This is a genomic window from Rhizobium mesoamericanum STM3625, assembly GCF_000312665.1.
GTDB classification, from domain to species: domain Bacteria; phylum Pseudomonadota; class Alphaproteobacteria; order Rhizobiales; family Rhizobiaceae; genus Rhizobium; species Rhizobium mesoamericanum.
Map to the genome: position 1 here is coordinate 2092350 of NZ_HF536772.1, position 26094 is coordinate 2118443.

26 protein-coding genes are annotated in these 26094 nt (G+C 60.2%); 14 read left to right on the plus strand and 12 right to left on the minus strand.

The window, feature by feature from the left end; translation table 11 throughout:
- Positions 1–78: 78 nt before the first annotated feature.
- The gene (radA, locus tag BN77_RS10165) at positions 79–1482 is read right to left on the minus strand and encodes a DNA repair protein RadA (RefSeq protein WP_007531261.1); all 1404 of its coding nucleotides are present in this window, start codon (positions 1480–1482) and stop codon (positions 79–81) included.
- 152 nt (positions 1483–1634) lie between these two features.
- On the opposite strand from radA, the gene BN77_RS10170 reads away from it, so the two are divergent.
- Entirely contained in the window at positions 1635–2270 is a 636-nt protein-coding gene (locus BN77_RS10170; protein WP_007531263.1) for a LysE family translocator, read from the plus strand.
- 5 nt (positions 2271–2275) lie between these two features.
- Here the strand turns inward: BN77_RS10170 and alr are convergent, their stop codons facing one another.
- Positions 2276–3442 (minus strand): alanine racemase, encoded by a 1167-nt coding sequence (alr, locus tag BN77_RS10175; RefSeq protein ID WP_007531265.1) that lies wholly within the window; start codon positions 3440–3442, stop codon positions 2276–2278.
- A 179-nt stretch (positions 3443–3621) separates the two neighbouring features.
- Between alr and BN77_RS10180 the strand changes: the two genes are divergently transcribed.
- The 3 genes from BN77_RS10180 (at position 3622) to BN77_RS10190 (ending at position 5515) form a co-directional block, all read left to right on the plus strand.
- Positions 3622–4443, plus strand: coding sequence for an AraC family transcriptional regulator (locus tag BN77_RS10180; protein WP_040677678.1), 822 nt, complete (start codon positions 3622–3624; stop codon positions 4441–4443).
- 68 nt (positions 4444–4511) lie between these two features.
- The gene (locus tag BN77_RS10185) at positions 4512–5216 is read left to right on the plus strand and encodes an AzlC family ABC transporter permease (protein WP_007531269.1); all 705 of its coding nucleotides are present in this window, start codon (positions 4512–4514) and stop codon (positions 5214–5216) included.
- Positions 5213–5515 carry an AzlD family protein gene (locus BN77_RS10190; RefSeq protein WP_007531270.1) on the plus strand — a complete coding sequence of 101 codons (303 nt, stop codon included), beginning with the start codon at positions 5213–5215 and terminating at the stop codon, positions 5513–5515. The genes BN77_RS10185 and BN77_RS10190 overlap by 4 nt, the downstream gene beginning before the upstream one ends.
- 6 nt (positions 5516–5521) lie before the next feature.
- On the opposite strand, the gene BN77_RS10195 is transcribed toward BN77_RS10190, so the two are convergent.
- A complete protein-coding gene (locus tag BN77_RS10195; RefSeq protein WP_007531272.1) occupies positions 5522–7018 on the minus strand; it encodes a replicative DNA helicase in 1497 nt (498 codons plus the stop codon).
- A gap of 341 nt (positions 7019–7359) precedes the next feature.
- On the opposite strand from BN77_RS10195, the gene BN77_RS10200 reads away from it, so the two are divergent.
- Genes BN77_RS10200 through BN77_RS10210 form a run of 3 tightly spaced genes read left to right on the plus strand, consistent with a single transcriptional unit; the run spans position 7360 to position 10571 of the window.
- Entirely contained in the window at positions 7360–7803 is a 444-nt protein-coding gene (locus tag BN77_RS10200; RefSeq protein WP_007531274.1) for a MarR family winged helix-turn-helix transcriptional regulator, read from the plus strand.
- 10 nt (positions 7804–7813) lie between these two features.
- Entirely contained in the window at positions 7814–9490 is a 1677-nt protein-coding gene (locus BN77_RS10205) for an MFS transporter (protein ID WP_007531276.1), read from the plus strand.
- Between the two features lie 16 nt (positions 9491–9506).
- Positions 9507–10571, plus strand: coding sequence for an HlyD family secretion protein (locus tag BN77_RS10210; protein ID WP_007531278.1), 1065 nt, complete (start codon positions 9507–9509; stop codon positions 10569–10571).
- Between the two features lie 61 nt (positions 10572–10632).
- Here the strand turns inward: BN77_RS10210 and rplI are convergent, their stop codons facing one another.
- The 6 genes from rplI to BN77_RS10240 form a co-directional block, all read right to left on the minus strand.
- Positions 10633–11208, minus strand: a complete 576-nt coding sequence (gene rplI / locus BN77_RS10215; RefSeq protein WP_007531280.1) for a 50S ribosomal protein L9 — start codon at positions 11206–11208, stop codon at positions 10633–10635.
- A 20-nt stretch (positions 11209–11228) separates the two neighbouring features.
- On the minus strand, positions 11229–12212 hold the full coding sequence (locus BN77_RS10220; protein WP_007531282.1) for a DUF2232 domain-containing protein: 984 nt from the start codon (positions 12210–12212) through the stop codon (positions 11229–11231).
- Positions 12213–12367: 155 nt separating this feature from the next.
- Entirely contained in the window at positions 12368–12616 is a 249-nt protein-coding gene (rpsR, locus tag BN77_RS10225; RefSeq protein ID WP_007531286.1) for a 30S ribosomal protein S18, read from the minus strand.
- A gap of 12 nt (positions 12617–12628) precedes the next feature.
- A complete protein-coding gene (rpsF, locus tag BN77_RS10230) occupies positions 12629–13087 on the minus strand; it encodes a 30S ribosomal protein S6 (protein WP_007531289.1) in 459 nt (152 codons plus the stop codon).
- Positions 13088–13341: 254 nt separating this feature from the next.
- Positions 13342–15117 carry an adenylate/guanylate cyclase domain-containing protein gene (locus tag BN77_RS10235; RefSeq protein WP_007531291.1) on the minus strand — a complete coding sequence of 592 codons (1776 nt, stop codon included), beginning with the start codon at positions 15115–15117 and terminating at the stop codon, positions 13342–13344.
- Positions 15118–15318: 201 nt separating this feature from the next.
- Complete coding sequence (locus BN77_RS10240) at positions 15319–16362, minus strand: aldo/keto reductase (RefSeq protein WP_040677680.1); 1044 nt, start codon at positions 16360–16362, stop codon at positions 15319–15321.
- Between the two features lie 206 nt (positions 16363–16568).
- Between BN77_RS10240 and fabD the strand changes: the two genes are divergently transcribed.
- From fabD to gmk, 7 genes are all read left to right on the plus strand, one after another.
- The gene (fabD, locus tag BN77_RS10245) at positions 16569–17510 is read left to right on the plus strand and encodes an ACP S-malonyltransferase (protein WP_007531296.1); all 942 of its coding nucleotides are present in this window, start codon (positions 16569–16571) and stop codon (positions 17508–17510) included.
- 29 nt (positions 17511–17539) lie between these two features.
- On the plus strand, positions 17540–18277 hold the full coding sequence (fabG, locus tag BN77_RS10250) for a 3-oxoacyl-[acyl-carrier-protein] reductase (RefSeq protein WP_007531298.1): 738 nt from the start codon (positions 17540–17542) through the stop codon (positions 18275–18277).
- Between the two features lie 291 nt (positions 18278–18568).
- Entirely contained in the window at positions 18569–18805 is a 237-nt protein-coding gene (locus tag BN77_RS10255) for an acyl carrier protein (RefSeq protein ID WP_003547058.1), read from the plus strand.
- 93 nt (positions 18806–18898) lie between these two features.
- Positions 18899–20161 carry a beta-ketoacyl-ACP synthase II gene (gene fabF, locus BN77_RS10260; RefSeq protein ID WP_040677682.1) on the plus strand — a complete coding sequence of 421 codons (1263 nt, stop codon included), beginning with the start codon at positions 18899–18901 and terminating at the stop codon, positions 20159–20161.
- A gap of 156 nt (positions 20162–20317) precedes the next feature.
- Positions 20318–21514, plus strand: coding sequence for an endolytic transglycosylase MltG (gene mltG, locus BN77_RS10265; protein ID WP_244426210.1), 1197 nt, complete (start codon positions 20318–20320; stop codon positions 21512–21514).
- Between the two features lie 15 nt (positions 21515–21529).
- Positions 21530–22417 carry a YicC/YloC family endoribonuclease gene (locus BN77_RS10270; protein ID WP_007531338.1) on the plus strand — a complete coding sequence of 296 codons (888 nt, stop codon included), beginning with the start codon at positions 21530–21532 and terminating at the stop codon, positions 22415–22417.
- A 3-nt stretch (positions 22418–22420) separates the two neighbouring features.
- Positions 22421–23086, plus strand: a complete 666-nt coding sequence (gene gmk / locus BN77_RS10275; RefSeq protein ID WP_007531341.1) for a guanylate kinase — start codon at positions 22421–22423, stop codon at positions 23084–23086.
- Positions 23087–23187: 101 nt separating this feature from the next.
- Here the strand turns inward: gmk and rsmA are convergent, their stop codons facing one another.
- Genes rsmA through BN77_RS10290 form a run of 3 tightly spaced genes read right to left on the minus strand, consistent with a single transcriptional unit; the run spans position 23188 to position 25996 of the window.
- Entirely contained in the window at positions 23188–24015 is an 828-nt protein-coding gene (rsmA, locus tag BN77_RS10280; protein WP_007531343.1) for a 16S rRNA (adenine(1518)-N(6)/adenine(1519)-N(6))-dimethyltransferase RsmA, read from the minus strand.
- Positions 24015–25040, minus strand: coding sequence for a 4-hydroxythreonine-4-phosphate dehydrogenase PdxA (gene pdxA, locus BN77_RS10285; RefSeq protein WP_007531345.1), 1026 nt, complete (start codon positions 25038–25040; stop codon positions 24015–24017). The genes rsmA and pdxA overlap by 1 nt, the downstream gene beginning before the upstream one ends.
- Before the next feature lie 5 nt (positions 25041–25045).
- Positions 25046–25996 (minus strand): SurA N-terminal domain-containing protein, encoded by a 951-nt coding sequence (locus BN77_RS10290; protein WP_007531346.1) that lies wholly within the window; start codon positions 25994–25996, stop codon positions 25046–25048.
- Positions 25997–26094: the final 98 nt, after the last annotated feature.

Genomic DNA, 26094 nt, shown 5'->3' on the forward strand with positions numbered 1-26094 from the left:
GACCGCCGTTTTATCTACGGCTTGGTCGCGCCTCATTGCGTGTTTCCTATAACATCACCGATGCTGGCGATGAAAGGATCAAACCTCGTCTTCCACACGTCGCAGCGCGCCTTTCGACCCGGCAATGCGCGCAACCAGATCCGGAAGGCTCTCGATCTCGCTCCAGCGACCGCCGGAACCCTTCGGCAGGTCGGCTGACGCCGAGGGAAGCAGCGCGGCAGAAAAGCCCAGCTTCTCGGCTTCTTTGAGGCGCTGGGACGTTTGTGAAACCGGCCGGACCGCGCCCGACAGGCTGACTTCGCCGAAATAGACACAATTGGCCGGCAGAGCAATACCGGCAAGCGACGAAACCAGGGCCGAGGCCACGGCGAGATCGGCGGCTGGCTCGGAGATGCGGTAGCCGCCTGCGATATTCAGATAGACGTCGTGCTGGCCGAGCCGGACGCCGCAATGGGCTTCGAGTACGGCAAGGATCATCGACAGGCGTGCCGAATCCCAGCCGACGACAGCACGGCGAGGCGTGCCAAGCGATGTCGGGGCAACAAGCGCCTGCACTTCGACCAGGATCGGGCGTGTGCCTTCCATGCCGGCAAAGACGGCAGCCCCGGGCGATTTTTCGTTGCGCTCGCCAAGGAAGAGTTCGGACGGATTGGCGACCTCGCGCAACCCCCTGTCGGACATTTCGAAAACGCCGATCTCGTCGGTCGGCCCGAAACGGTTCTTGACCGTGCGCAGGATGCGGTAGTGGTGACCGCGATCGCCTTCGAAGTAGAGTACGGCATCGACCATGTGCTCGACGACACGCGGACCTGCGATCTGCCCGTCCTTGGTGACATGGCCGACGAGAACCATCGCAGCGCCGGTCTGCTTTGCGAAGCGGATCATCGACTGAACGCCGGTGCGGACCTGCGTCACGGTTCCGGGCGCGGATTCGGCCAGTTCGCTCCAAAGCGTCTGGATGGAGTCGATGATCACGAGATCGGGCCGCTTGCCTTCGGCCACCGTCGCCAGAATGTCCTCGACATTGGTTTCCGCAGCCAAAAGGACATCGGTATCGGCCGATTGCAGGCGCTGCGCCCGCAGCCGTACCTGGGCTACCGCCTCTTCGCCCGAGACGTAGATGATCCGATGCCCGCGGCGCGATAATGCGGCTGCCCCCTGCATCAAAAGCGTCGACTTGCCGATACCGGGATCGCCGCCGATCAGCACGGCCGAGCCGCGCACGAAGCCGCCGCCGAGCGCCCGATCGAGTTCCGTAATACCTGTGTGGATGCGTGGCGCTTCCTCGATTTCGCCGGAGAGTGTCGTCAGCGTTACCGGGCGACCCTTCCTCGGCGTCTTTGCCGGCCCGCCGCCGATGCCGCCCATCGGGTCTTCTTCGACGATGGTATTCCACTCGCCGCAATTGTCGCACTTGCCCGCCCAGCGGTTATGAACCGCGCCACAGCTCTGGCAGATGAATTGTGTCCTGGCCTTCGCCATCAATCATGCTTTCGGTTGGATGGTCGCTCGCACGTCGCATCGAATCACTTTGACTGCCCAAATAGATTATTCGCGGCACCGATCAAAACTAATGATTTCCCTATCAGCGGTAGCGGTGGCACTTGTTCTCCACTGTATTGGGGGCCAAGACGATGCTGGATTATTCACTCGCGCACTGGATCGCGTTCTTGACCGCGGCAGTTCTGCTTAATTTGTCGCCCGGGCCCGACATGGCTTTCATCCTCGGCCATACGATCAAGAGCGGGACGAGGACCGGCTTTGCCGCTTTGCTCGGTATCTGGACCGGCGCTTGCGTGCATGTCGCGATGGCCGCATTCGGCCTCTCCGCGATCCTCAAAGCCTCCGCACTGGCTTTCTCGGTGGTCAAGTGGGTGGGGGCGATCTACCTCGTCTGGCTCGGCATTCAGGCGTTACGCTCGAAGGGCGAGGGCGGTCTGGTCAATGCGGCAAAGGACGTCCTGCCCTGGAGGCGTGTCTACAGGCAGGGAATCCTCGTTTCGCTGTTGAACCCGAAGGTTGCGATCTTTTTCCTCGCCTTCCTGCCGCAATTCGTGGTCGAGGGCGCTGGACCGACCTGGCTGCAGCTGACGGTCCACGGTGTACTCATCATTGTCGTTGCAGCCTTCATCGAGCCGCCGCTCATCCTGGCGGGAGGGCGGCTTGCCGATCTCATCAAACGCAGGCAGAGCATCGGCCTCTGGCTTGATCGCGGGCTTGGGGCGCTGCTCGTCGCGCTCGGCGCCCGGCTGGCCCTGACGACGCGCTGAAATCCTTAGTCTTCCTCGTACAGGTAACGCCGCTCGTGCCGCAGGCCGATGCTGGTCAGGATTTCATAGCCGATTGTGCCGGCGGCGCGCGCTACGTCGTCGACGAGCACGTTCTTTCCGAACAGTTCCACGTAATCGCCCGCGCGCACTGCATCTTCCGGAAGATCGGTGACATCGAAAATCGTCAGGTCCATGGTGACGCGACCGGCAACGGGAATTTTCCGACCAGCCACGAAACCATACCCTCCCTGCGATACGACTTGGCGCAGGGGGACGCCACCGCTCGACTGGCTTCTCAGGTATCCATCGGCATAACCGGCCGATACGATGGCGAGCCTGCTGTCGCGGGTCAATTGCATGGCGCGGCCGTAGCCGACGGTCTCGTCCGTCTTGGCCGTTCGAACCTGAAGGACCCGGGCCTCGGCGGTCACCACCGGGCGCATGGGGTTCGCCAGGCCGTTGACGGCTTCGCCGCCGTAGATCGCGATGCCGGGGCGCGTGAGATCGAAGTGATAATCGCTGCCGAGGAAGATGCCGGCCGAGGCTGCAAGGCTTGCATCGATACCTTCATAGGCGGCCTTAACCTGCCGGAATGATTCAAGCTGTTGCCGGTTCATGTCGGAGGAATGGTCGTCGCTGCAGGCAAGGTGGCTCATGACCAGCACTGGCGCAAAACTTGCCGGACGCGAAACGTCGTTGGCAAGCGCGATCGCTTCATTCATGGAAAGGCCAAGCCTGTTGAAGCCGGTGTCGACGTGGAGCACACAGGGGTAGTCACCGTATTCGGCAAGCACCGCCATCCAGAAGGCGAGTTGTTCTTCCGACGAAATCACCGGCACGAGATCGTTTTCGAAGAAGCGCCGCTCCGTGCCCGGCCAGATGCCGGAGAGGACAAAGATGCGCGCATCCGGGGCGTAGGGCCGCAGCGTCACGCCTTCATCGACCGTCGCCACGAAGAAATCACGCGCGCCCGCCATAAACAGTGCTTCGCCGGCGTCTTCGATGCCGGTGCCATAGGCATCCGCTTTCACGACCGCCGCGGCTCGCGCCTTGCCGGAGCGGCGGGCCATGTCTTTCCAGTTTTCCGTCAGTGCCGTCAGGTCGACGGTCAGCCGCAAGCCAGCGGAGTCGAATGGATCTTCGTCTTCGAAACTATCAACAAAATCAGTCATCGTGGTTCACAAAAGTGAGGAGAGCGGTTGTCGCGTGGCAGTCTAAAGATCAGTAACGCAAAGTGAAAGCAAGCCAAGGAGATATCGGCATGGCGATCACTTTTGTTCAAGACGCAGGGTAGCGGTCGCAGTAAATTGGTTTGATGGAGAATGTATCGCAGAAACAGGCGGCCGACGCCATGCCGCTGGCAGGTCCGGAACGCGCGCGCTTCTGGCGCGACCGCCGATTCCGCAACATGGAATGCCTGAGCGCAAGCTTTCTGACGCATGAATATGCGCCTCATGCCCACGACACCTTCTCCATCGGCGCGATCGAAAGCGGCACGCAGATCGCAACGATGAAGGGCGTCCGGGAGGAGACGGGCGCAGGCGACCTCTATCTCATCGATCCAGGCGTCGTGCATGACGGTGTCCCGGGTGGCGACGGGTATCGCTATAGAATGATCTACCCGGATACCACACTCTTCATCGATATCCTCGAAGACGTGACCGGCAAGGCCTTCAACGACACGCCGTCCTTCCCGAAGGAACTCCTCAACGATCCCGAGATGGCCGCGGCCTTCCATGCCGCCCATCGCGTGCTGGAAAGGGGTGCCGGTGCCCTGGAATCAGAGGAAGGAATGTTTCGTGTACTTGTGGCAATCTTCCAGCGTTACGGCAGCACGATCGTCGTGCCGGTGGACACAAAGGAACGTACCGCAGTTGGCCGTGCGCGCGACTACCTGACCGACAATTTCGAAAGTGACATCGGCCTTGACGAATTGGCCGATGTCGCAGGGTTGAGCCGCGCGCATCTCATCCGGGCGTTCCGGCGGGAATATCACATCACCCCACATGCCTTCCTCACCGACAAACGGGTGCGCGAGGCGCGCAAACTGTTGCAGGCGGGACAGGCACCAGCCGATGTGGCGATCCAGTGCGGCTTCGCCGACCAGGCGCATTTCACCCGACACTTCAAGGCGCGCACCGGTGTTACCCCGGGACAATATCGCGCGGGCTGATCACTTTCGTTCAAGACGGTTCCAGTGTGGCGGCTTACAGCTCCGGGCTAGCAGTTCTGGAGGTTCCAATGCTTACTCAAAGACAACCTGTCGGGGACTTTCTTGACGGCGCGAAGGCAATTCTGCCGCTCGTCGTCGCCGTTGTTCCGATCGGTCTCGTCTTCGGCGCGGTTTCGGTCACGAAAGGCCTGTCGGCGCTGGAGGCGACCTTGATGAGCGCGCTCGTATTCGCTGGTGGTTCGCAGTTCGTCGCGATGGATATATGGACGCACCCGGCTAGCTGGGAAGGCGTCGGCTTCGCTGCGCTGCTCGTCAATATCCGCCATGTCCTGATGAGCGCGTCCCTCGGCACAAAGATGCAGGCCTTCTCGGGCTGGCGAAGATACGCGGCCATGCTGGTCCTCGCCGACGAGATATGGGCGATCGCGGAATTCCGAACAGGCGTTGCGCGCTTGACGCCTTCATGGTTCGCAGGCATTGCCATGCCATTCTATCTGGCTTGGGTCGCCTCCACGCTGATCGGCGCCTCTCTCGGTGCGTTCCTTCGTGGCCCAGCCGCCATCGGGCTCGACTTCGCATTTCCCGCGGTCTTTGTCGTGTTGGCGATGGGATTCTGGAAGGGCCGCGAGACGGGGTCGGTATTGGCGGCGAGCGCTTTAGCGGCCGTCATGGTTCACCAGTTCGTGCCAGGTGTCTGGTACATCGCAGCCGGTGCGCTTGCTGGACTAGCTGCGGCACTGTGGACGAGAAGGACAAAGGCGGTCACCGCATGACCCTGGACATCAATACGCTTCTCGCGATCCTCGCCATGGCGGTCGCAACGGTGCTGACCCGCATGAGCGGCCTGCTCCTCATTCGCCACGTCGCAATGACCGAACAGACCCGAACGGCCATCGAGGCGATACCGCCTGCAGTCCTGATGGCGGTGATCGCACCGACGGCCTTTGCGACAGGCTGGGCCGAAACGGCTGCTTGTCTTGGGACGGCACTTGCGGCGCGCCGCCTGCCGATGCTCGCAAGTGTTGCCGTCGGCGTGGCAACCGTTGCCATTCTGCGAGCCGCCGGCTTCTAGGTCTCGTCAGTGCTCTTCGTACTGGATGAAGGAGGGGTCGGCGAGATCGGCAAATCGCGTGAACTCCGACTGGAAGGCGAGCTTCACCGTTCCAGTCGGTCCGTGGCGCTGCTTGGCAATAATGACATCGGCTGTGCCCTTGCACTTTTCGAACTGCGCTTCCCATTCTGCATACTTGGGATCGTTCGGATCGCGAGGCTCGAGATTCTTGACGTAATATTCCTCGCGGAACACAAAGAGCACCACGTCGGCGTCCTGCTCGATCGAGCCCGATTCACGAAGGTCGGAGAGCTGCGGGCGCTTGTCGTCGCGGCTTTCCACCTGACGCGAGAGCTGAGAGAGCGCAATGATCGGGACGTTGAGTTCCTTGCCGAGCGCTTTCAAGCCGGTGGTAATCTGGGTGATTTCCTGCACGCGGTTTTCGCCCGACTTGCCCGAGCCGGTCATCAGCTGGATATAGTCAACCACCAGGCAGTCGAGGCCGCGCTGGCGCTTCAGCCGGCGGGCGCGTGCCGATAACTGGGCGATTGAAATGCCGCCGGTCTGGTCAATGTAGAGCGGCACCTTCTGCATCATCATTGAGCAGGCGACGAGCTTTTCGAAATCGGCATCGTTGATGTCGCCGCGGCGGATCTTCGAGGAGGAGACCTCCGTCTGCTCGGAGATGATACGGGTGGCCAGCTGTTCGGATGACATTTCAAGCGAGTAGAAACCGACGACGCCACCTTGCTTTGCCTTCATGCTGCCGTCCGGCTGCACCTCGCCCTCGTAGGCGGCGGCAATGTTGTAGGCGATGTTGGTGGCGAGCGAAGTCTTGCCCATACCAGGACGGCCGGCAAGCACGATCAAGTCGGAGCGCTGCAGACCGCCCATCTTGCTGTCTAGCGAGAGAATGCCAGTCGAGATACCCGACAGGCCGCCATCGCGTTCCTTGGCGACGGCGGCCATGTCGATCGCCAGCGCCACCGCGTCGTTGAACGACTGGAAGCCACCGTCATAGCGGCCATTTTCGGCAAGTTCGAATAGACGGCGCTCGGTATCCTCGATCTGCGCCTGCGGCGGCATGTCGAGCGGCGCGTCATAAGCGATATTGACGACGTCTTCGCCGATCGTGATCAGCGCGCGGCGCAGTGCCAGGTCGTAGATCGCCCGGCCGTAGTCCTCTGCGTTGATGATTGTGACGGCTTCACGGGCAAGGCGTGCGAGGTATTCGGAGACGGTCATATCGCCGACCTTCTCGTCGGCCTTCAGGAAGGTCTTGATCGTCACCGGATTGGCGATCTTGCCCATGCGGATGATGTCGCCCGCGACTTCGAAGATCTTGCGGTGCAGTGGTTCGTAAAGATGGATCGGCTTCAGGAAGTCTGACACCCGGTAATAGGCGTCATTGTTCATCAGGATCGCGCCAAGAAGCGCCTGTTCGGCTTCGATATTGTTGGGCGCTTCCCGGTAGTGCTGCTCCGCGGGAGCAACGGCGGCAATCTTTCGAGCGACGTCGTTCATCGTAATCCGTTCTGTCTTCTTCAGCTTCGGGTGTGGCGCGTAGAAGCAACAAAATCAAGGGCGGAAACGAGGTCCCATCCACGCCACCGTCGATACCGGGAGGCTTTGCCCGTTGTTCGACTTCTCCACAGCTGCACTTGTGGTCGGTACAAAAATACCGAAAGTGTCACCTGCGGAACACGGCGAGAAACGACTCACTTCCATCGTGCCTCACGTGGTAGTGTAAGCCTGCAGGGGGAGACTTGCACCCGAACAGAGGCCGTCGCCTCTTGAAAAAGACTGGAAAACAGTATAGGTAGCAACGATATAATTAGTGCACTAACAAAATAGGGCTGGAATATATGGGAAATCCCGTTCTCGGACGTGAGCTCATCGAAGACCTTGCAGCGTTCAATCGCAAGCTCAGGGCCGTCTTCGACAAGATAGTGCGGGAGCGCAATATGACGTTGCCGCGTGCCCGCGTCTTTTTCACGCTCAACAAGAAGGACGGGATCAACCAGCGAGAACTGGCCGACAAGCTGGAGCTTGAGACGCCAACGCTCGTCAGGATTCTCGATGCGATGGAAGGGCAGGGTTACGTCCAGAGGCGTGTCGCGGGCTCGGATCGGCGCGCCAAGGAAATCTACATCACCGAAACCGGCAAGGTCGTGGCCGGTGAGATCGACGACATTGCCGTGAAAGTGCGGGCGCAGGTCATCGCCGGTATTCCCGAAAATGATCTGAAGACTACCTTGGACGTGATACGCGCCATGCAAGCCAACCTACAGGGCATTCGCGGAATTTGAGGTCCTGCCGATGAGCCTCGCCCAAACCGACAACGACACTGTGGCGCCAAGGCTCGCCGAGACGGCGAAGCTGGACGCACAACAGCAGCAGCCACCTATAGCGGGCGTGGCGATGCCAGCCTGGAAGAGGCCGCTTTACATGGGCGCCTCGGTTCTGCTTTTTCTGACGCAGGGCCTTGGCATGAACCTGCTGACCGCCAACATCTATCAGCTGCAAGGCTCGTTTTCCGCGACCACGACCGAAATATCCTGGCTCTCGGCGGCCTATATGGCACCCTACGCCAGCATGTCGATTGCACTCTTCAAGATCCGAACCCAGTACGGTCTTCGGCGTTTCGCGGAACTCGGCATTATCTGTTTCGTCGTTGCGGCGGTACTCAATCTCCTCATCACCGACCTGCATTCCGCGATCGTCGTGCGCGCCCTGAGCGGCATGGCAGCTGCACCTCTTTCGACGCTCGGCTTCCTGTACATGTTGGAACCCTTTCCTCAGGAAAAGAAGCTCTCGCTTGGGATCAGTTTCGCCTTGATGAGCACGCTGTTTGCGTCTCCCATTGCGCGCATCGTCTCACCCACACTGTTGCACTTCGGCGGGTATCGGGCGCTCTATATGTTCGAGATGGGGCTCGCGCTCATTGTCTTTCCGATCATCTACCTACTGCCGCTCACGGCGCCGCCTCGGGCAAACGTCATTCAACGACATGACATACTGAGCTATCTCTTGCTTGCAGTCGGCTTTGGCTGTCTTGCCGTTGTACTGACACTGGGCCGGCTCTATTGGTGGTTCGAGGCGCCCTGGATCGGCGTTTTGCTGGCGATATCGGTCGGCTCGCTTGCACTCATGCTGGCGATCGAGCTGCCCCGCACCAGTCCCTTGATCGATTTCCGCTGGCTGTTTTCGGGCGCCAATATGCGCATGGCGGGCGTCCTGCTTCTCTTCCGCTTCGTCTCCTCGGAGCAGTCCTCATCGGCAGCCAGCTTCTATCAGCAGCTGGGGCTTCTAAACGATCAGACAGTGACCCTTTATGCGATCATTCTATTCGCCTCTTTGGTTGGTGGGCTGTTTTGCGCGTTTCTGATGACGACACGCTATGTCGAGACCGCCCATGTGCTGGCGCTCGCCCTCATTGCGGGCGGCGCCTTTCTCGACAGCCAGTCGACGAGCCTGACGCGACCGCCTCAGATGTTTCTAAGCCAGGCGATGGTCGCCGCGGGCGCGGCGATGTTCCTGCCGCCTGTTATGGCGAATGGCTTTAGGGCCGCGATCTCCCGAGGCGGGCAATATATTGTTAACTTCCTGGTAATCTTCGTGTTCACGCAAAGCATTGGCTCGCTCTTCGCCTCCGCGATGCTCGGGACGTTCGTGACAATTCGGGAGAAGTTCCACTCGAACGTGCTCGTCGAGCATATCCTGCTACAGGACCCGATCGTGGCGCAGCGCGTCTCCCAGTTGAGCGCGGCGTATGGCAAGGTGCTCGGCGACAAGATGCTGCTTAACGCCGAAGGTTTGGTGCTGCTCGCTCAGCAGGTCAGCCGCGAGGCTTATATTCTCGCCTACAACGACACTTTCCTCATCATCGGCTACTCCTCCGTCTTCGGCCTGATCGTCATTCTTCTCCATCAAGCGTGGCGCCGGCTACCTTGGCCACGGTCAAGCCAGCCCGATGCAATGCCCGCTCAATCGTGATCTCAGGGGTCCCAGCATGTTGAAGTTTCCTCGGTCTCCCACGACTATCATCGCAATCCTCGCCGGCATCGCCGGTATCCTTCTTGTTCTCTATGCATGGCGCCTGCCGCCGTTTGTCACGTCGGTTGAAACCACAGACAACGCCTATGTTCGGGGCTATGTTACGATTATGAGCCCGCAGGTCAGTGGATATGTCGTCGATGTGCTCGTGAAGGACTATCAGCAGGTCAAGCAGGGCGATACGCTTGTGCAGATCGACGACCGCATTTACGCCCAAAGGCTTGCCCAGGCGCGTGCGGCGCTCGATGGGCAGAAGGCGTCGCTGGAGAATTCCCGCCAGTCCGAGCTTGCGGCAAAGGCGAGCATCGCCTCCAGCGAGGCGCAGATCGATAGCGCAAACGCAGCGTTGACGCGCGCGCAGCAGGCCTGGGATCGCGTGAACAACCTCAGCAACCGCGGCATTGCATCGCAGAGTGAGATAGAGGCCGCGCAGGCGACGCTCGACCAGGCCAAGGCGGCCTTAAGCCAGGCAAAGGCTGCGCTTGAGGTTTCCAAGCAGAACCTTGTAACGATCATCGTCAATCGCTCGCTTCTCGAAGCCAATGTCGCAAGCGCGGAAGCGGCGGTGCATCTGGCGGAAATCGACCTGCAGAATACCAGGATTGTCGCGCCGCGTGACGGTCACCTCGGAGAAGTCGGTGTACGAGTCGGGCAATATGTCACAGCGGGAACGCAGCTCATGGCGGTTGTGCCGGAGGATGTCTGGGTTGTCGCGAATTTCAAGGAGACGCAGCTGTACGGTATGCAGGTCGGGCAGCCGGTGACCATCACGGTCGATGCGCTCGGTAAGCAGAAACTGAGGGGATACATCGAGCGTTTCTCCCCCGCAGCCGGGTCGGAGTTCGCGGTCATCAAGGCCGACAATGCGACGGGCAATTTTGTGAAGATCGCACAGCGCGTCGGCGTGCGCATCCGTTTTGATCCCGACCAGCCGGTCGTCAAGGATCTGGGGCCGGGGCTCTCCGTCGTCGTCGACGTCGACAAGAGCGCTCCACCGCAGCAGAACACAGCCGCCAAATAGGAAGAAAGCCCGGCGCGAGCCGGGCTTTCGTCCATTTCCAGAGAGGATCTTCTCGGAAAAATTAAGCTTCGTCGCCTTCGAGGTCGGCTTCTGGATCGAAGAAGTCTTCCGGCCGCAGGGCGTCTTCGTCAACACCATAGATGGCATCGACCGAGGTGAGGGTTTCGCCCTTGGCCTGACGGCCCGCTTCTTCAGCCGAACGAGCAACATTGAGCTCGACGTGGATTTCGACTTCAGCGTGGAGCTGCAGCTCAACCTTGTGCAGGCCAATGGCCTTGATCGGCGTGTTCAGGTGAACTTGGTTGCGGCCGATGTTGAAGCCTTCAGCAGCAAGGATGTCAACGACGTCGCGAGCGGCAACCGAGCCGTACAGTTGGCCGGTTTCGCCGGCGGAGCGAACGACGATGAAGGACTTGCCGTCGAGAACGTCGGCGACCTTCTGTGCTTCCGACTTGCGCTCGAGGTTACGAGCTTCGAGCGTTGCACGCTCGGACTCGAAACGCTTCTTGTTGGCATCGTTGGCGCGAAGTGCCTTGCCGAGCGGCAGGAGGTAGTTACGAGCGAAGCCGTCGCGAACCTTTACGGTTTCGCCCATCTGGCCGAGCTTGGAGATGCGTTCAAGAAGAATAACTTCCATGTTCGTTTCCTTTCGTGTCTCTAGATTTTCGAATTTGTCTGTTTGGGGGCATCGACATCCTTGTTCGGGGTCAGCGCGATCGCCTTGCGGGTATCACTCAAGCCCACCACGAGGATGAAAAGGGCTGGCACCATCAGGACGAGCGATGCCAGGTAGCAGAGGATGAGCGCCGGAAGGCGCCAATCCTTGCCGCGCGTGCGGAAGTGCAGCGCGGCGAAGCCGGAAAGCAGGAAGCCGGCGCCGAAGGTGCCAACGACGGTTGCTCCGATCATCGCCGGCATGCCGCCGAAGAAAGTGGCGGCAAGACCAACGAGAAAAACGAAGATCGAATTGCGGTTCATGCGCAGCGCCGAAGCGATATCCTCGCGTGGACGCAGGCTACGGCCGGATGCACTGACGATCCGGGCCGCGATGTAGTAGGCAGCAAACAGCATGACCACCCACATGCCGCCCTGGATGGCAGGCAGCATGAGCAGAACGAGCGATTTGGTTTGCGTCGTCACTGCCGGATCAGGCGAAAACTCGGGCTGCTGCTGTGCAAGCGAGCCGAACAGGACATCGACCAGGCGATCAATGAGTTCAGGACCGTAGCCGATCATCACGCCGACGACGATCACGGCGATCGTAACGAGGCCGCAGAGGTGCAGCAGGATATCTGAAAGTGGATACCAAGCCATCAGATGTTCGGGGCCGCCAAGTTCGGAGGCCGGGCGGGCAAGGTTTGCAAGGTGGCTCAGCCACCCGGCCGGCAACAGCGTGACCAGCGTCATCATCAGCGCGAAGGAGGGCGAGATGGCGATCGCGCCGACTGCAGCGGCGGTGACGACGGCAGCGATTGCCGCCATGTTGCCCCAGCCGAGGCCGACGAGAAGAATGGGAAGTGCCGAAGCGGCATAAAGGACCGCACTGAACGACGGCTGCAGGCTCGCGCCGAGCACCAGAAGTGCAGCGGTCAATCCGGCGAGCGCGCCGATGCCTAGCGTTTTTGTGTTCAGTTGGCTCACGGTCGCTGTCCTGCTTCATCAAGCAGTTAGAGGGTTCTTCTGAATCGTTTTCAGAAAGGCCTCAACATGGGTTTTAAGAGTTCCGATCCGCGCCCATCGCGAAAGGGAGAAGGGAAGGCATCGCTGCCTTCCCTCGATTTGGTTTCGTCAGCCGGTTAGGCGACGACGTACGGCAGCAGGCCGAGGAAACGAGCGCGCTTGATCGCCTGAGCGAGCTCGCGCTGCTTCTTCTGCGAAACAGCTGTGATACGGGAAGGAACGATCTTGCCGCGCTCGGAAATGTAGCGCTGCAGGAGACGAACGTCCTTGTAGTCGATACGCGGAGCGTTTGCGCCGGAGAACGGGCAAGTCTTGCGACGACGGTGGAACGGGCGGCGAACCGGTGCGGAGGAAGATTCAGACATTCTCAGTTCTCCTTATGCACGGTCTTCGCGGGGAGCGCGGTCCGGACGCGGGCCGCGCTGGAAGTCGCCGTCACGACGCGGCGGACGGTCACCAAATTCGCGACGCGGGCCACGGTCGGCGCCATCACGCGGGCCGCGGTCGTCGCGGTCGCGCTTCTGCATCATGGCAGACGGGCCTTCTTCGTGCTTTTCAACGGCGATCGTCATGTAACGCAGGACGTCTTCGCTGATGCGCATCTGGCGTTCCATTTCCTGGACGGCAGCTGCCGGTGCATCGATGTCCACGAGGACGTAGTGAGCCTTGCGGTTCTTCTTGATGCGGTAGGTGAGGGACTTGAGGCCCCAGTTCTCGATGCGCCCGACCTTGCCGCCGTTAGCTTCGATCACGCCCTTGTACTGTTCTACGAGGGCATCGACCTGCTGAGCGGAAATATCCTGTCGGGCAAGGAATACATGTTCATAAAGAGCCATGACAGCTTTGCCTTTCTTGCGTTTATTCAACCCGATATTCGGCGGCTAAGCCTCAACGACTGCTCCTGAATGGGCGGACCCAGGCAAGAAAAGCGTTTCCGAGACGGTCGAGAGCGGAGACACGGGAGGCTGGAACGCTTCCGTTCCGAACGATTTCCAGTGGGAAACCGGCCCTCCGTTCAGCCACCAGCCAGAAGACCGGGTTTGCGAACAGGGCGGCTTATACGGATTTTTGGCGAAAACGCAAGGGACAGTCAGCAATGTTCTCGCTGCGAGTTCAACGAGGGTAGCCCGGCCTTGCGCAGCCCGTCTACGAAATGGTCGTAGTGGTCACGCATGACATAAGGCGTCAGCATCCGCCAGTAGTGCTCGAGATCGGCAGGCACATTCGCAAGAATTTCGGGGATCAGGCGCTGTGCCTCCTCGTGCCGCTGCAGTTGCCCCAGGCTCGCAAGAAGAACGACGCGATTGAAATAGGCGCGGCGCAGGGAAAGCCCGCGTTCGGAATAGTGAATCGCTTCCTCGTAGTTGCCGAGATGGTAGTTCGACAGCGCCAGCCGGTCGAGGATGAGGTAGGCTAGGGGATCATGCGGGCTGAGCCGGAGGGCCATATGGAGTGGATCGCAAGCTGCCGGGAAATGGCCGGTGAAGATTCTGGCCCACCCAAGTCCCATATGCGCCAGGGCGAAATTGGGATTGAGATCGATCGCCTGCTGCGCCTCTTCGACGGCCGCCTGGGCGTTGTGAGCGACGAAGTGGCCAAGACACATGGCGTAGTGGGAATAGGGATCGCGCGGATCGAGCGCCACCGCGCGCTCTGCCTCCGCCCGTAGTTCCGTGCTGTCCCTGTCGACATCGTCGCTGAAGCCGTGGAAACAGCGCGCGTAGAGCGAGCGAGCCAGCATCATGTGAGCGCGTGCGAATTCGGGATCGAGCTCGATGGCTCGGCGATGCCATGCTATGGATTCGATGAAATGCTCGGCGGTATCCTGCGCATTGTGCAGCCAAGTGCCGCGCATATGGCTTTCATAGGCATCAAGATTGTCGGTCGTTCTGAGCAATGCCCGGCGGCTCTCGCCTATCAGGATTTCCGGCTCGATGGCGCCCACGACGTTTTGGGTAAGCTCGTCCTGGATGACAAAGATGTCGGCGATCTCGCGGTCGTAGCGCTGTGCCCAGAGGTGAACGCCGCTCTCCGCTTCGATCAGCTGCCCCGTTACGCGGACCCGCGTTCCGGACCTACGCACACTACCCTCAACGAGATAGCGGACACCGAGATCGCGTCCAATCTGCTTCACGTCGACAGCCCGCCCCTTATAGGCGAAGGAAGAATTCTGGGCGATGACGAAAAACCAGCGGTACAGCGAAAGCGCGGTGATGATGTCTTCGGTCAAGCCATCGGCGAAAAACTCCTGCTCGGGGTCATCCGACATGTTGACGAAGGGCAATACCGCAATCGATGGTTTGTCAGGCAGTCTGAGCGGCCCCCCAAGCGCGCCACCCTCGACAGGGTCCTCGCCGGTCCAATCGACCTTATGCACAGGCACCGGGCGCGGAATGTTCTTCAGCGTACGGTCGCCCATCGGCACGAGAGGGAAGTCCAGCTTCCCTTCGATCTGCTCGCGCAAGGCGCCGGAGATGCAGATGCCCGAAGGCAGCGCCACCTCCTGAAGTCGGGCGGCGACATTCACCCCGTCGCCGAGCAGGTTGTCTCCGGAAACCACGACGTCCCCGAGATTGAGCCCGAGGCGGAACTCCATTCGGCGATCCACAGGCAAATCGGCGTTTCGACGATTGAGCGCGCGCTGGATGGCGACCGCTGCGCGAACGCCTTGCACTGCGCTGTGGAATTCCGCCACCACGCTGTCTCCGGAGCTGCCGAAAATCCGCCCGCCGTGCTCGCAAACGAGGTCACCAATCGTTGTGCTGTAGACGCTCAGTGTCGCAAGCGCATCCTCCTCGTTGGCTGCAACAAGGCGGCTGTAACCGGCCACGTCGCCGGCAAGTATGACTGCGAGCTTCCGTTCCACGGAATGAGCTCCCCGGGGCCCTACACAGAGCCCTGTAAACCTAGCTGAATTGCGCAGGACGGAGAAGCGGAAATTGCCGCGCGGGCAAAGTTCTCGAAACTTGTCGTTGTGGCCCCTTGCGTAGGCGGCCCCCGATGCAATGGGTTTCACGGCAGTGATCTGGCCCTCGACGGCCAGATCGTGATGCACCGTCCGGTTGCCTTAGATCGGCATCGGGTACTGGCGATGGACCGCCTCGATTTCCGCTAGAACGTCGTGCGACAGCTTGAGATGGACGGAGCTCAGGTCCGTCTCGAGCTGTTTCATCGTCGTCGCGCCGATGATCACCGATGCCATGAAGCGGCGGTGCAGGCAGAAGGCGAGCGCCATCGCAGCAGGATCGAGTCCGTGCCGTGCGGCGATGTCGAGATAAGCCTTCGTCGGTGCTTCCTGCAAAGGCTGCAGCCGACCGCCGAGATCGCCATTGATCGCCCCACGAGAGCCTTCCGGCTTGGCGCCGTCGATATATTTGCCGCTCAGGATGCCGCCGGCGAGGGGGGAATAGGCGAGCAAACCAACATCCTCTTGATGCGACAGCTCCGCCAGATCGAGATCGTAGTGGCGGTAGAGCAGATTATATTCGTTCTGGATCGTGGCGACGCGCGGCAGGCCGAGCTGTTCTGCGAGCGTCAGATACTTCTGGGTGCCCCAGGTCGTTTCGTTGGAAAGGCCGAAGGCGCGAACCTTGCCTTCTCTTACAAGGGCACCCATCGTTTCCAATATCTCGGTGATATTGGCGATGGACTTGGCACGGTCCTGCTTGAAGGGGTCGTAGTGCCAAGCCTGACGGAAATGGAAATGTCCGCGGCTCGGCCAATGAATCTGGTAGAGGTCGACATAGTCGGTCCGCAGGCGCTTCAGGCTTGCCTCTATCGCGAGGCGAATATTCTTCGCATCGGCACCGTCACCGTTGCGGATGTACGAACGGCCGGGGCCTGCAACCTTCGTGGCGAGCACGATATCCTTGCGCTTGCCCGTCTTCTGGAACCAGCTGCCAATGTAGTCTTCGGTCAGCCCCTGCGTTTCCGCCGAAACGGGCGTAGTCGGATAGAGCTCGGCCGTGTCGAAGAAGTTGACGCCTTTGTCGACGGAATAGTCCATCTGCTCGTGCGCTTCGATCTCGGTGTTTTGCGTGCCCCAGGTCATGGTACCGAGGCAGATTTCGGACACGGAAATATCCGTGCGGCCAAGTTTCCTGTATTTCATCTGAAAGCCTTGAAAGTGATCTGGAAAAGAAACGGTCTGAAAGGGCGGCGCAAATTTAGACCGGAATTGCGCAAGCGCAAGAGGGATCGCGAGGCTTTCTCGCACCAGCAAAAGCCTTGGAACGCGGGGCTCCGGCACTTGACTCTGCAGTAAAGAATGTCAATTGGAGGCGAAATAACCAGAGGTCCATTTAAAAAGGACATAGGATGACCATCGCTTTTACATTTCCCGGTCAGGGCAGCCAGGCTGTTGGCATGGGCAAGGAGCTCGCCGAAAACTTCGCAGAGGCACGCGCCGTCTTCCAAGAAGTCGACGAAGCGCTGGGCGAGAAGTTGTCCGAGACAATGTTCAACGGGCCGGAAGATACGCTGACGCTGACGGCGAATGCGCAGCCGGCCCTGATGGCAGTGTCGATGGCAGTGGTCCGGGTTCTCGAAGCCAAGGGCATCGATCTTAAGGCGAAGATCTCCTACGTCGCTGGTCATTCGCTCGGCGAATACTCCGCGCTCTGCGCCGCTGGCACTTTCTCGCTGGCCGATACCGCGCGACTGCTGCGCATCCGCGGCAACGCCATGCAGGAAGCCGTGCCGGTCGGCGTCGGCGCCATGGCTGCCATCATCGGTCTTGAGCATCCCGATGTTATCGCCATTTGCCAAGAAGTCTCTGCCGTCGGCTCCTGCCAGATCGCCAACGACAATGGCGGTGGCCAGATCGTTGTCTCGGGCGAGAAGGCAGCCGTCGAAAAGGGCGCCGCAATCGCGACCGCGAAGGGCGCCAAACGCGCGATCCTGCTGCCGGTCTCCGCTCCCTTTCATTCTTCGCTGATGACACCCGCTGCGGAAGCTATGCGCGATGCTCTGGCCCATGTGGAGAAGTCAAATCCGATCGTGCCACTTATCGCCAACGTGCGCGCCGCACCGGTTAGCGATGCCGACGAGATCGCCAAGCTGCTCGTGGAGCAGGTGACAGGCCAGGTCCGCTGGCGCGAGACCGTCGAGTGGTTCGCGGCCAATGGCGCAACAACGCTTTATGAGCTCGGCTCTGGTAAGGTCCTGACTGGCCTCGCACGCCGCATCGACAAGACCGTCAACGGCATCGCCGTCAATACGCCCGCCGATATCGACGCTGCCGTTGCCGCCCTGGCTTGACAGATTTAACGAATACAAGGAACACTTCCATGCTCGATCTTTCCGGCCGCAAGGCTCTGGTTACCGGCGCCTCTGGCGGCATTGGCGAAGAAATCACCCGCATCCTGCACAAGCAGGGTGCCATCGTCGGCCTGCACGGCACGCGCGTCGAGAAGCTCGAGGCATTGGCCAACGAGCTTGGCGACCGCGTAAAGATCTTCCCGGCCAACCTCGCGAACCGCGACGAAGTCAAGGCTCTCGGCGTCAAGGCCGAGGCTGATCTCGAAGGCATCGATATCCTTGTCAACAACGCCGGGATCACCAAAGACGGACTGTTCGTGCGGATGAGCGACGAGGATTGGGATAGCGTCATCGAAGTGAACCTGACCGCAATGTTCCGCCTCACGCGCGAGCTGACGCATCCTATGATGCGCCGCCGCTATGGCCGCATCATCAACATCACCTCGGTCGTCGGCGTCACCGGCAATCCAGGCCAGGCCAACTACTGCGCCTCCAAGGCAGGCATGATTGGCTTCACGAAGTCGCTGGCACAGGAGATTGCGACCCGCAACGTCACCGTAAACTGCGTGGCGCCGGGCTTTATCGAGTCCGCAATGACCGGCAAGCTGAATGACAAGCAGAAGGAAGCGATCATGGGAGCGATCCCGATGAAGCGCATGGGCACAGGCGCGGAAGTCGCCTCCGCGGTTGCCTATCTTGCCTCGTCGGAAGCCGCTTATATGACAGGCCAGACGCTGCACGTAAACGGCGGCATGGCCATGATCTGAAACAGGAAACTGCCCGTCGAGGCGGTTTTCGCCGCAATAGCGTGTTGACCAACCCGATGGGGTTGATTTTCTGGCTTTGCGGCAGACTTAAACCGTGTTAAGCGGGCCATGACTGTGAACAGTCTCCCGAGAAAGCAGACGGACCGGCGGGCTTTTGTGCAAGCCTGGGACATTTCTGGTAGCCGGGTTCAAAGAGTTTGCCGAGGGTGGCTTCAAGGGGCGCCGCAGGCTGAAACAGGGTAGGGATGTCAAAAGGCATTCTGATCAGGACATAAGGTCGAGGAAACCGACATGAGCGATATCGCAGAACGCGTAAAGAAAATTGTTATTGATCATCTTGGCGTCGATGCCGACAAGGTTGTCGAAAGCGCCAGCTTTATCGACGATCTGGGCGCCGACTCTCTCGACACCGTCGAACTGGTCATGGCGTTCGAAGAAGAATTCGGGGTCGAGATTCCCGACGATGCTGCAGACTCGATCCTGACGGTTGGCGATGCCGTGAAGTTTATCGAAAAGGCTCAGGCTTAATCCTGAGCATTTGAGAAAGGGCGGACCCGGAGTCCGCCCTTTTTATTTCTGGCATGGTTCTCCAAAAACATAAAAGGCGGGGGAATGCAGTCGATGAGACGGGTCGTTATAACAGGTACCGGTATGGTATCGCCCTTGGGATGCGGAACGGAAGTGACGTGGTCCCGCTTGCTTGCGGGTCAAAACGGCGCCCGCCTGGTCACTGAGTTCGAAGTCGACGATCTTCCCGCAAAGATTGCTTGCCGTGTTCCGGTTGGCGACGGCAGCGATGGTACCTTCAATGCCGACGACTGGATGGAGCCGAAGGAACAGCGCAAGGTCGATCCTTTTATTGTTTATGGCATGGCAGCCGCCGACATGGCGCTGAATGATGCGAACTGGCATCCTGAAAGCGATGAGGACCAGGTCGCGACTGGCGTGTTGATCGGGTCCGGCATCGGCGGCATCGAAGGTATTGTCGAAGCTGGCTACACTCTGCGTGACAAGGGACCGCGCCGCATTTCACCATTCTTCATTCCCGGTCGCCTGATCAACCTCGTGTCGGGTCAGGTATCGATCCGCCACAAGCTTCGCGGTCCGAACCACTCGGTCGTCACGGCATGCTCGACCGGCGCTCACGCGATTGGCGACGCTGCCCGCCTCATCGCGTTCGGCGACGCCGACGTGATGGTCGCCGGCGGCACGGAATCCCCGGTCAGCCGTATCTCGTTGGCCGGTTTTGCCGCCTGCAAGGCGCTCTCGACCCAGCACAACGACGACCCGACCAAGGCATCGCGTCCATACGATAGGGACCGCGACGGCTTCGTCATGGGCGAAGGGGCAGGTATCGTCGTTCTTGAAGAGCTGGTACATGCCAAAGCCCGCGGCGCAAAGATCTATGCCGAAGTTGTCGGCTATGGCCTCTCCGGCGACGCCTATCACATTACGGCGCCCTCCGAGGATGGCGAGGGCGCGCAGCGCTGCATGACGATGGCGTTGAAGCGTGCCGGCTTGACGCCCGCCGATGTCGACTACATCAACGCACATGGTACGTCGACGATGGCCGACACGATCGAGCTTGGCGCTGTCGAGCGGCTGGTCGGCAATGCGGCCTCCAAGATCTCCATGTCGTCGACGAAGTCTGCGACCGGTCACCTGCTCGGCGCCGCCGGTGCGATCGAGGCGATCTTTGCAACGCTTGCGATCCGAGACAATGTTGCGCCTCCAACACTCAATCTCGACAATCCTGAGCGCGAGACCGCGATCGATCTCGTGCCGCACAAGGCGCGGCAACGAGAAGTCAATGTCGCCTTGTCGAACTCCTTTGGATTCGGCGGCACGAATGCCTCGTTAGTGCTGCGCCGTTACGTCGCCTGAGTGCAGGCATTGACGTTCCGACAGTGGGGTTGCACCTTGCGCGGCGCGGCCCCACCTGCATTTTGCCGCATTGCTTAGCAAGAAGCGGGACTTGAGGCCAAGTTTAGGGGATTGCCGGTGAACGATACGAACCAGAACAACGGGACGGTCGGCGAGATGAGCCAGCAGACGCAGAGCGGGCCGATCATTCCGAAGTCGCCAAGCGAGGCGCTTCGGCCGGAGCGCGTGCCTGAGCCGCCGAAGCGGTCGAAAAAGGCGCGCAGTCAGGTGATCATTTTCCTGAACTTCCTGATGACGCTGATTGTACTCGGCTGTGCAGCGGCCGTCTTCCTCTTTTATTACGCAATCTCTGCCTACCAGAATCCCGGCCCGCTCGAGACGAATACGAATTTCATCGTGCGAAACGGTGCGGGCGTCGCCGAGATTGCCGCAAGCCTGGAACGCAACAACATCGTCTCGGACGCGCGTATCTTCCGTTACCTCACGGCGACTCATCTCGATGACGGCGAGAGCCTGAAAGCGGGCGAGTACGAGATCAAGGCACATGCTTCCATGAACGACATCATGGAACTGCTGAAATCGGGGAAGTCAATCCTTTATTCCGTCGCGTTTCCGGAGGGGCTCACCGTCCGCCAGATGTTCAACCGCCTGAACGAGGATGCTGTGCTGGAAGGCGACCTGCCAGCAGTTGTCCCGGCCGAAGGAAGCTTGCGTCCCGATACTTACAAGTTCTCGCGCGGAACGAAGCGGGCTGAGCTGATCGAGCAGATGGCTGCGGCACAGCAGAAGCTGGTCGATCAGGTTTGGGAAAAGCGCGACCCGTCCTTGCAGCTCAAGTCAAAGGACGAACTGGTCATCCTTGCTTCGATCGTCGAAAAGGAAACCGGCGTTGCCGACGAGCGCGCCCATGTTGCCTCTGTCTTCCTCAACCGGTTGGCAAAAGGGATGCGCCTTCAATCCGACCCGACGATCATCTACGGACTATTCGGTGGCGATGGAAAGCCGACAGATCGCCCTATCTATCAATCGGACCTCAAGAAGGAAACGCCCTACAACACCTACGTCATCAAGGGGCTTCCTCCGACGCCGATCGCCAATCCGGGCCGAGATGCGCTTGAGGCTGTCGCCAATCCGTGGAAGACGCAGGATCTGTACTTCGTTGCCGACGGTTCTGGCGGTCATGTTTTCGCGGCCACCCTTGAAGAGCATAATGCCAACGTTAAACGCTGGCGCCAACTGGAAGCCGCCAAGGGCGCCGACCCGAATATCATAGTGGACGGACAGCCCGAGAGCCCGACGCAGCCGGACACGCCCGCCGCGCCTGCTGCACAGAAGAAAAAGAAGACGAACTGATTTTGGGAGACTCGCATGGCTTTGCAGTCCATGACTGGTTTTGCGCGTCGTGAAGGCACCAGCGGCCGTTGGCGTTGGGCCTGGGAACTGCGCTCGGTTAACGGCAAAGGCCTGGATCTGCGGTTGCGTCTCCCGCCGGGGCTAGAGCGCATGGAGAATGACGTGCGCCGTCTTGCCGGCGAGCACTTTAGCCGCGGCAATATGCAGGCGTCGCTTTCCCTCTCTGCTGGCGAGAGCCGCACCGAAACCGTTCTCAACCAGGAAGCCCTCTCCGCAGTGCTCGCTTTGCGTGACCAGCTTGGCGGCATCATCGATCCCGCGCCGTTGCAACTCGATACTTTGCTCTCCATCCGAGGCATTATCGAATTCCGGGACAGCGAAGACGGCGACGAAGCGATCGCGGCGCGCGATGCCGACGTCGTGGCAGGTTTGATTGCAGCCCTTTCCGATCTGCGTCAGATGAGGGAGCTTGAGGGTGCCGCATTGGCGCGCATACTGCTCGACCATGTCTCGACGATCGAGGGACTGACACTGATGATCGAGCGTGATCCCTCCCGCTCTCCGCAGGAGATTGCTACCCGGTTGGCTGCGCAGGTAGCAATGCTGATGGATGGGTCGGGAACGCTGGATCGCGAGAGGCTGCATGCTGAGGCTGCTCTACTCGCTACGAAGGCGGATCTCCGTGAAGAGATCGATCGCCTGAAGGCGCATGTGGTTGCCGCCCGCGACCTCCTCGGCAAGGGCGGCCCCGTCGGGCGTAAACTCGATTTCCTTGCACAGGAATTTAACCGAGAATCGAATACGATCTGCTCGAAATCGAATGCTGCGGCGGTTACAGCCGCCGGTATCGAGCTGAAAGTCGTCATCGACCAGTTCCGCGAGCAGGTCCAGAATCTGGAGTGATACATGAGCCCGGCCCAGTCGAGCACACCCACCAAAATCGCCCGGCGCGGGCTGATGCTTGTCCTGTCTTCGCCGTCTGGGGCAGGCAAGTCGACGATTGCAGGCAATCTCCTCAGGGACGATCATAGCCTGGAAATCTCTGTGAGCGTTACGACAAGAGCCAAGCGACCAAGCGAAATCGCTGGTAAGCACTACCACTTCATCACCGTCCCACAGTTCGAGAGGATGCGCGACGCGGGTGATCTGCTCGAGTGGGCGGAGGTGCACGGCAATTTCTACGGCACACCGCGGGAGCCTGTAGAATCGGCGATGGCCGAAGGTCGCGACATGCTGTTCGATATCGACTGGCAAGGCGCGCTGCAGCTTCAGGACAAGATGAAGGCCGATATCGTCTCGATCTTCGTGCTGCCCCCCACCATGACCGAACTGCAGTCACGCTTGCATCGTCGCGCAGAGGATTCGGAAGAGGTCATTCGTACGCGTCTTCTGAATTCCCGCGCGGAGATCGAACGCTGGCGCGAGTATGACTACGTCATCGTGAATGACGATCTCGACGAGGCTTTTCGCAACGTGAGCTGCATCGTCAATGCAGAGCGCGTCCGCCGCGACCGGCGCCATGGCCTGTTCGATTTCGTCAACGGATTGCTGACTGAAGAGCCGAAGCTTTAAGATCAGCAGTCGACGGGCGGCCCCCCTGACAGCGGCGCGCCTCCATTTATGTCCAAAGGTCAAAGCTATCGTTTAGGGCTGCCGAAGGACCGGCACATAGCCTAGAGACAATTAGCCAGCCGTACGAACTCGGCAACTGAAAGCGTCTCGGCCCGTCGCTGAGGATCTATGTCCGCCTTGTTGAGCAAGGCTTCGCCCCCGAGGGCCTTGAGGCTTTGCCGCAGCATTTTGCGGCGCTGGCCAAAGGCTGCCTGAGTGACCTTTTCCAAATTGGCCACCGAGCAAGGGATCGGGTTCTCGTTCGGTGTCAGATGGACGACCGTCGACGTGACTTTCGGTGGTGGCGTAAACGCCTGCGGCGGTATGTCAAACGCCATTCGCGCGTTCGTACGCCATCCGCAGAGCACGCCAAGCCGTCCATAGTGATCGCCATCTTCGGTCGCGACGACGCGTTCGCCTACTTCCTTCTGGAACATCAGCGTCAGCGATTCCCAGAAAGGCGGCCACTGTTTCGGCAGGATCCAATTGACCAGCAACTGCGTCCCGACATTGTAGGGCAGGTTGGCAATGATCTTCACCGGGCCCTCGGTCGCCAAGGCTTCGAAGTCGGTCTTCAACGCGTCTCCTTCAAGGACCTCGAGCCGCTCCGGATAGTGTTCGGCAATTTCCGAAAGCGCCGGCAAGCAGCGAGAATCGCGCTCGACGGCGATGACCTTCTTTGCGCCCAGCGCAAGGATGGCGCGCGTCAGGCCGCCGGGACCCGGGCCGACCTCAAAAACGGTGACGCCTTCCAAGGAGCCGGCGGTTCGGGCAACCTTCTGCGTCAGGTTGAGATCGAGCAAAAAGTTCTGCCCAAGGGCCTTCTTTGCATCGAGGCCATGGCGTTGAATGACGTCGCGAAGCGGTGGAAGCCCGTCCAAGGCAGCCATCAAAGGCGCCCTTCCGCGGTCCGCCCGAGGTGACCGGCAAGCTTCAGGGCAGCGACGAGGCTACCTTCGCGCGCAAGCCCCTTCCCGGCAATGCCGAAGGCAGTGCCATGATCGGGCGAGGTGCGCACGAATGGCAATCCCAGCGTTACGTTTACGGTATCGTCGAACCCTAGCGCCTTGGCCGGGATCAGGGCCTGGTCGTGGTACATACAGACCGCGACGTCGTAGCGTGCCCGGGCTTCGTCGTGAAACATGGTGTCGGCGGGTAGGGGCCCGATCGCATTGATGCCTTCGGATCTCAAGAATTGAATGGCCGGCTTGATGACCGTTTCATCCTCCTTGCCAATCGTGCCGTCTTCTCCGGCATGCGGATTGAGACCGGCAATCGCAAGCCGCGGCTGCTCGATCCCGAAACGACGCCTGAGGTCTGCATCCGCGATCCGGCAGGTCTGGATGATAAGCTCGGCTGTCAACGCCTTCGGCACATCCTTGAGAGGAATATGGATGGTTACCGGAATGGCACGCAGCTTTGGACCAGCGAGCATCATCACCGGTATGGTACTTTGTCCCGTCGCGCGTGCTGCGAGATCTGCCAGAAACTCCGTGTGCCCTGGGAAAGGAAAACCGGACTCGTAAAGAACAGACTTGGCAATCGGATTGGTGACAACGCCAAGGGCTTCATTCGAGATCGTCAGCGACACGGCCTTTTCGATTGCCGCGATCGTTGTCCTCGCGGTGGCGACATGGGGCTCGCCTGCCACAACCTCGATGCCTGCAGGGATCGGAAGCACGGGGAGGGCATTGGCAAAGATGTCGTTGGCGCCGGCACAATCTGTCTCGCGAATGGCAACTGTCAGGCTAAGCAGCCTGGCACGCTGCGCCAATACATCAGGGTCGCCGATAAACACGAAAGGAGGGAGCCCCAGCTCCCGCCGTCGCATCCATGCCAGTAGTGTGATGTCGGGGCCGACTCCGGCCGGATCGCCCTGACTAAGCGCGAGCGGGCGCGAGAACGAGATCGTCATCTCGTTCAGGGACGCATGATCTGCGCCTTGTTGCGCAGCTCATCGAGGTATTTCTTGGCGTTCGGGTTCTCCGGAGGCGCATTCTTGCCAGCCTTCGCTTTGTCGAGGTCCTCCTGGCGGAACACCATTTCGGCAGCCTGGTCGTCGGAAACCTGGCGCTGGCTGCAGATTGCGATGTATTCGACGCCCCTGTCTGTTACGCGCGTCGCCGTCGTATTGCCCTTGGCCTGCTCGACAAGCGGCTTCCACTCTGCCGGAAGTTCCGGTGCGAGAACGCGACCTAGGTCGCGCACCGATACATCGCGCATCGTTGCGGCAAACACCCTGGCCTGGTCGCAACCCGGATACTTCGAACGCGATGCCTCGGCTTCGCTCTTGCGCTGGCCGACGATGCCCTTCTTGCTGGCAGGGACGACGAAAATCATCTGTTGCAGAATATATTCGGTGGTTTCCGGCTTCTGCTTGTTCTCCATCATGCGCGAGACGAGGTCGGCGTTCGACATACGATTGTTCGCGCCGTAACGCGCGTTGACAAGGCGTGGCCAGCTCATCTGCACGGCGATGAAGGCCTTGAAGTGATCGACACCAACGCCGGCGCGATCGAGAATTTGCGTCATCTGATCTGTCGTCAGCTTGTTGCCGGCGGCAAACCGCGCGAACGATGCATTGACGTCGTCTGTGGAAACCGACATTCGAACGCGCGCGATTTCCTGCTGCTTCAGTGTCTGGTCGATCAGTTGCTCTTCGGCGGCCTTGGCGTCGGCGTTCTGATGTTGCAGCCTGAGGAAGGCCTGACGCTTGGCAACATCACCGCTTGTAATTGCAGTACCGTTGACGACCACCCTCACTTCGCTTGCCGCGAACGCTGAGCCGGCCTCAGGCGAGGCAAAAGCCGCCAGCATCGCGAAAGCCGCGCCGGCAATCATTGTCGTTACGGTTTTTCTTGCGCCAATCATCTATCGACCCTTCCCATTGACGCCGCGCATTCACGTCGCGGCGCGCATACCTTCCCGAGACCAAACGGGCATTGCCGCTCTAAATTGAAAATTCAGCA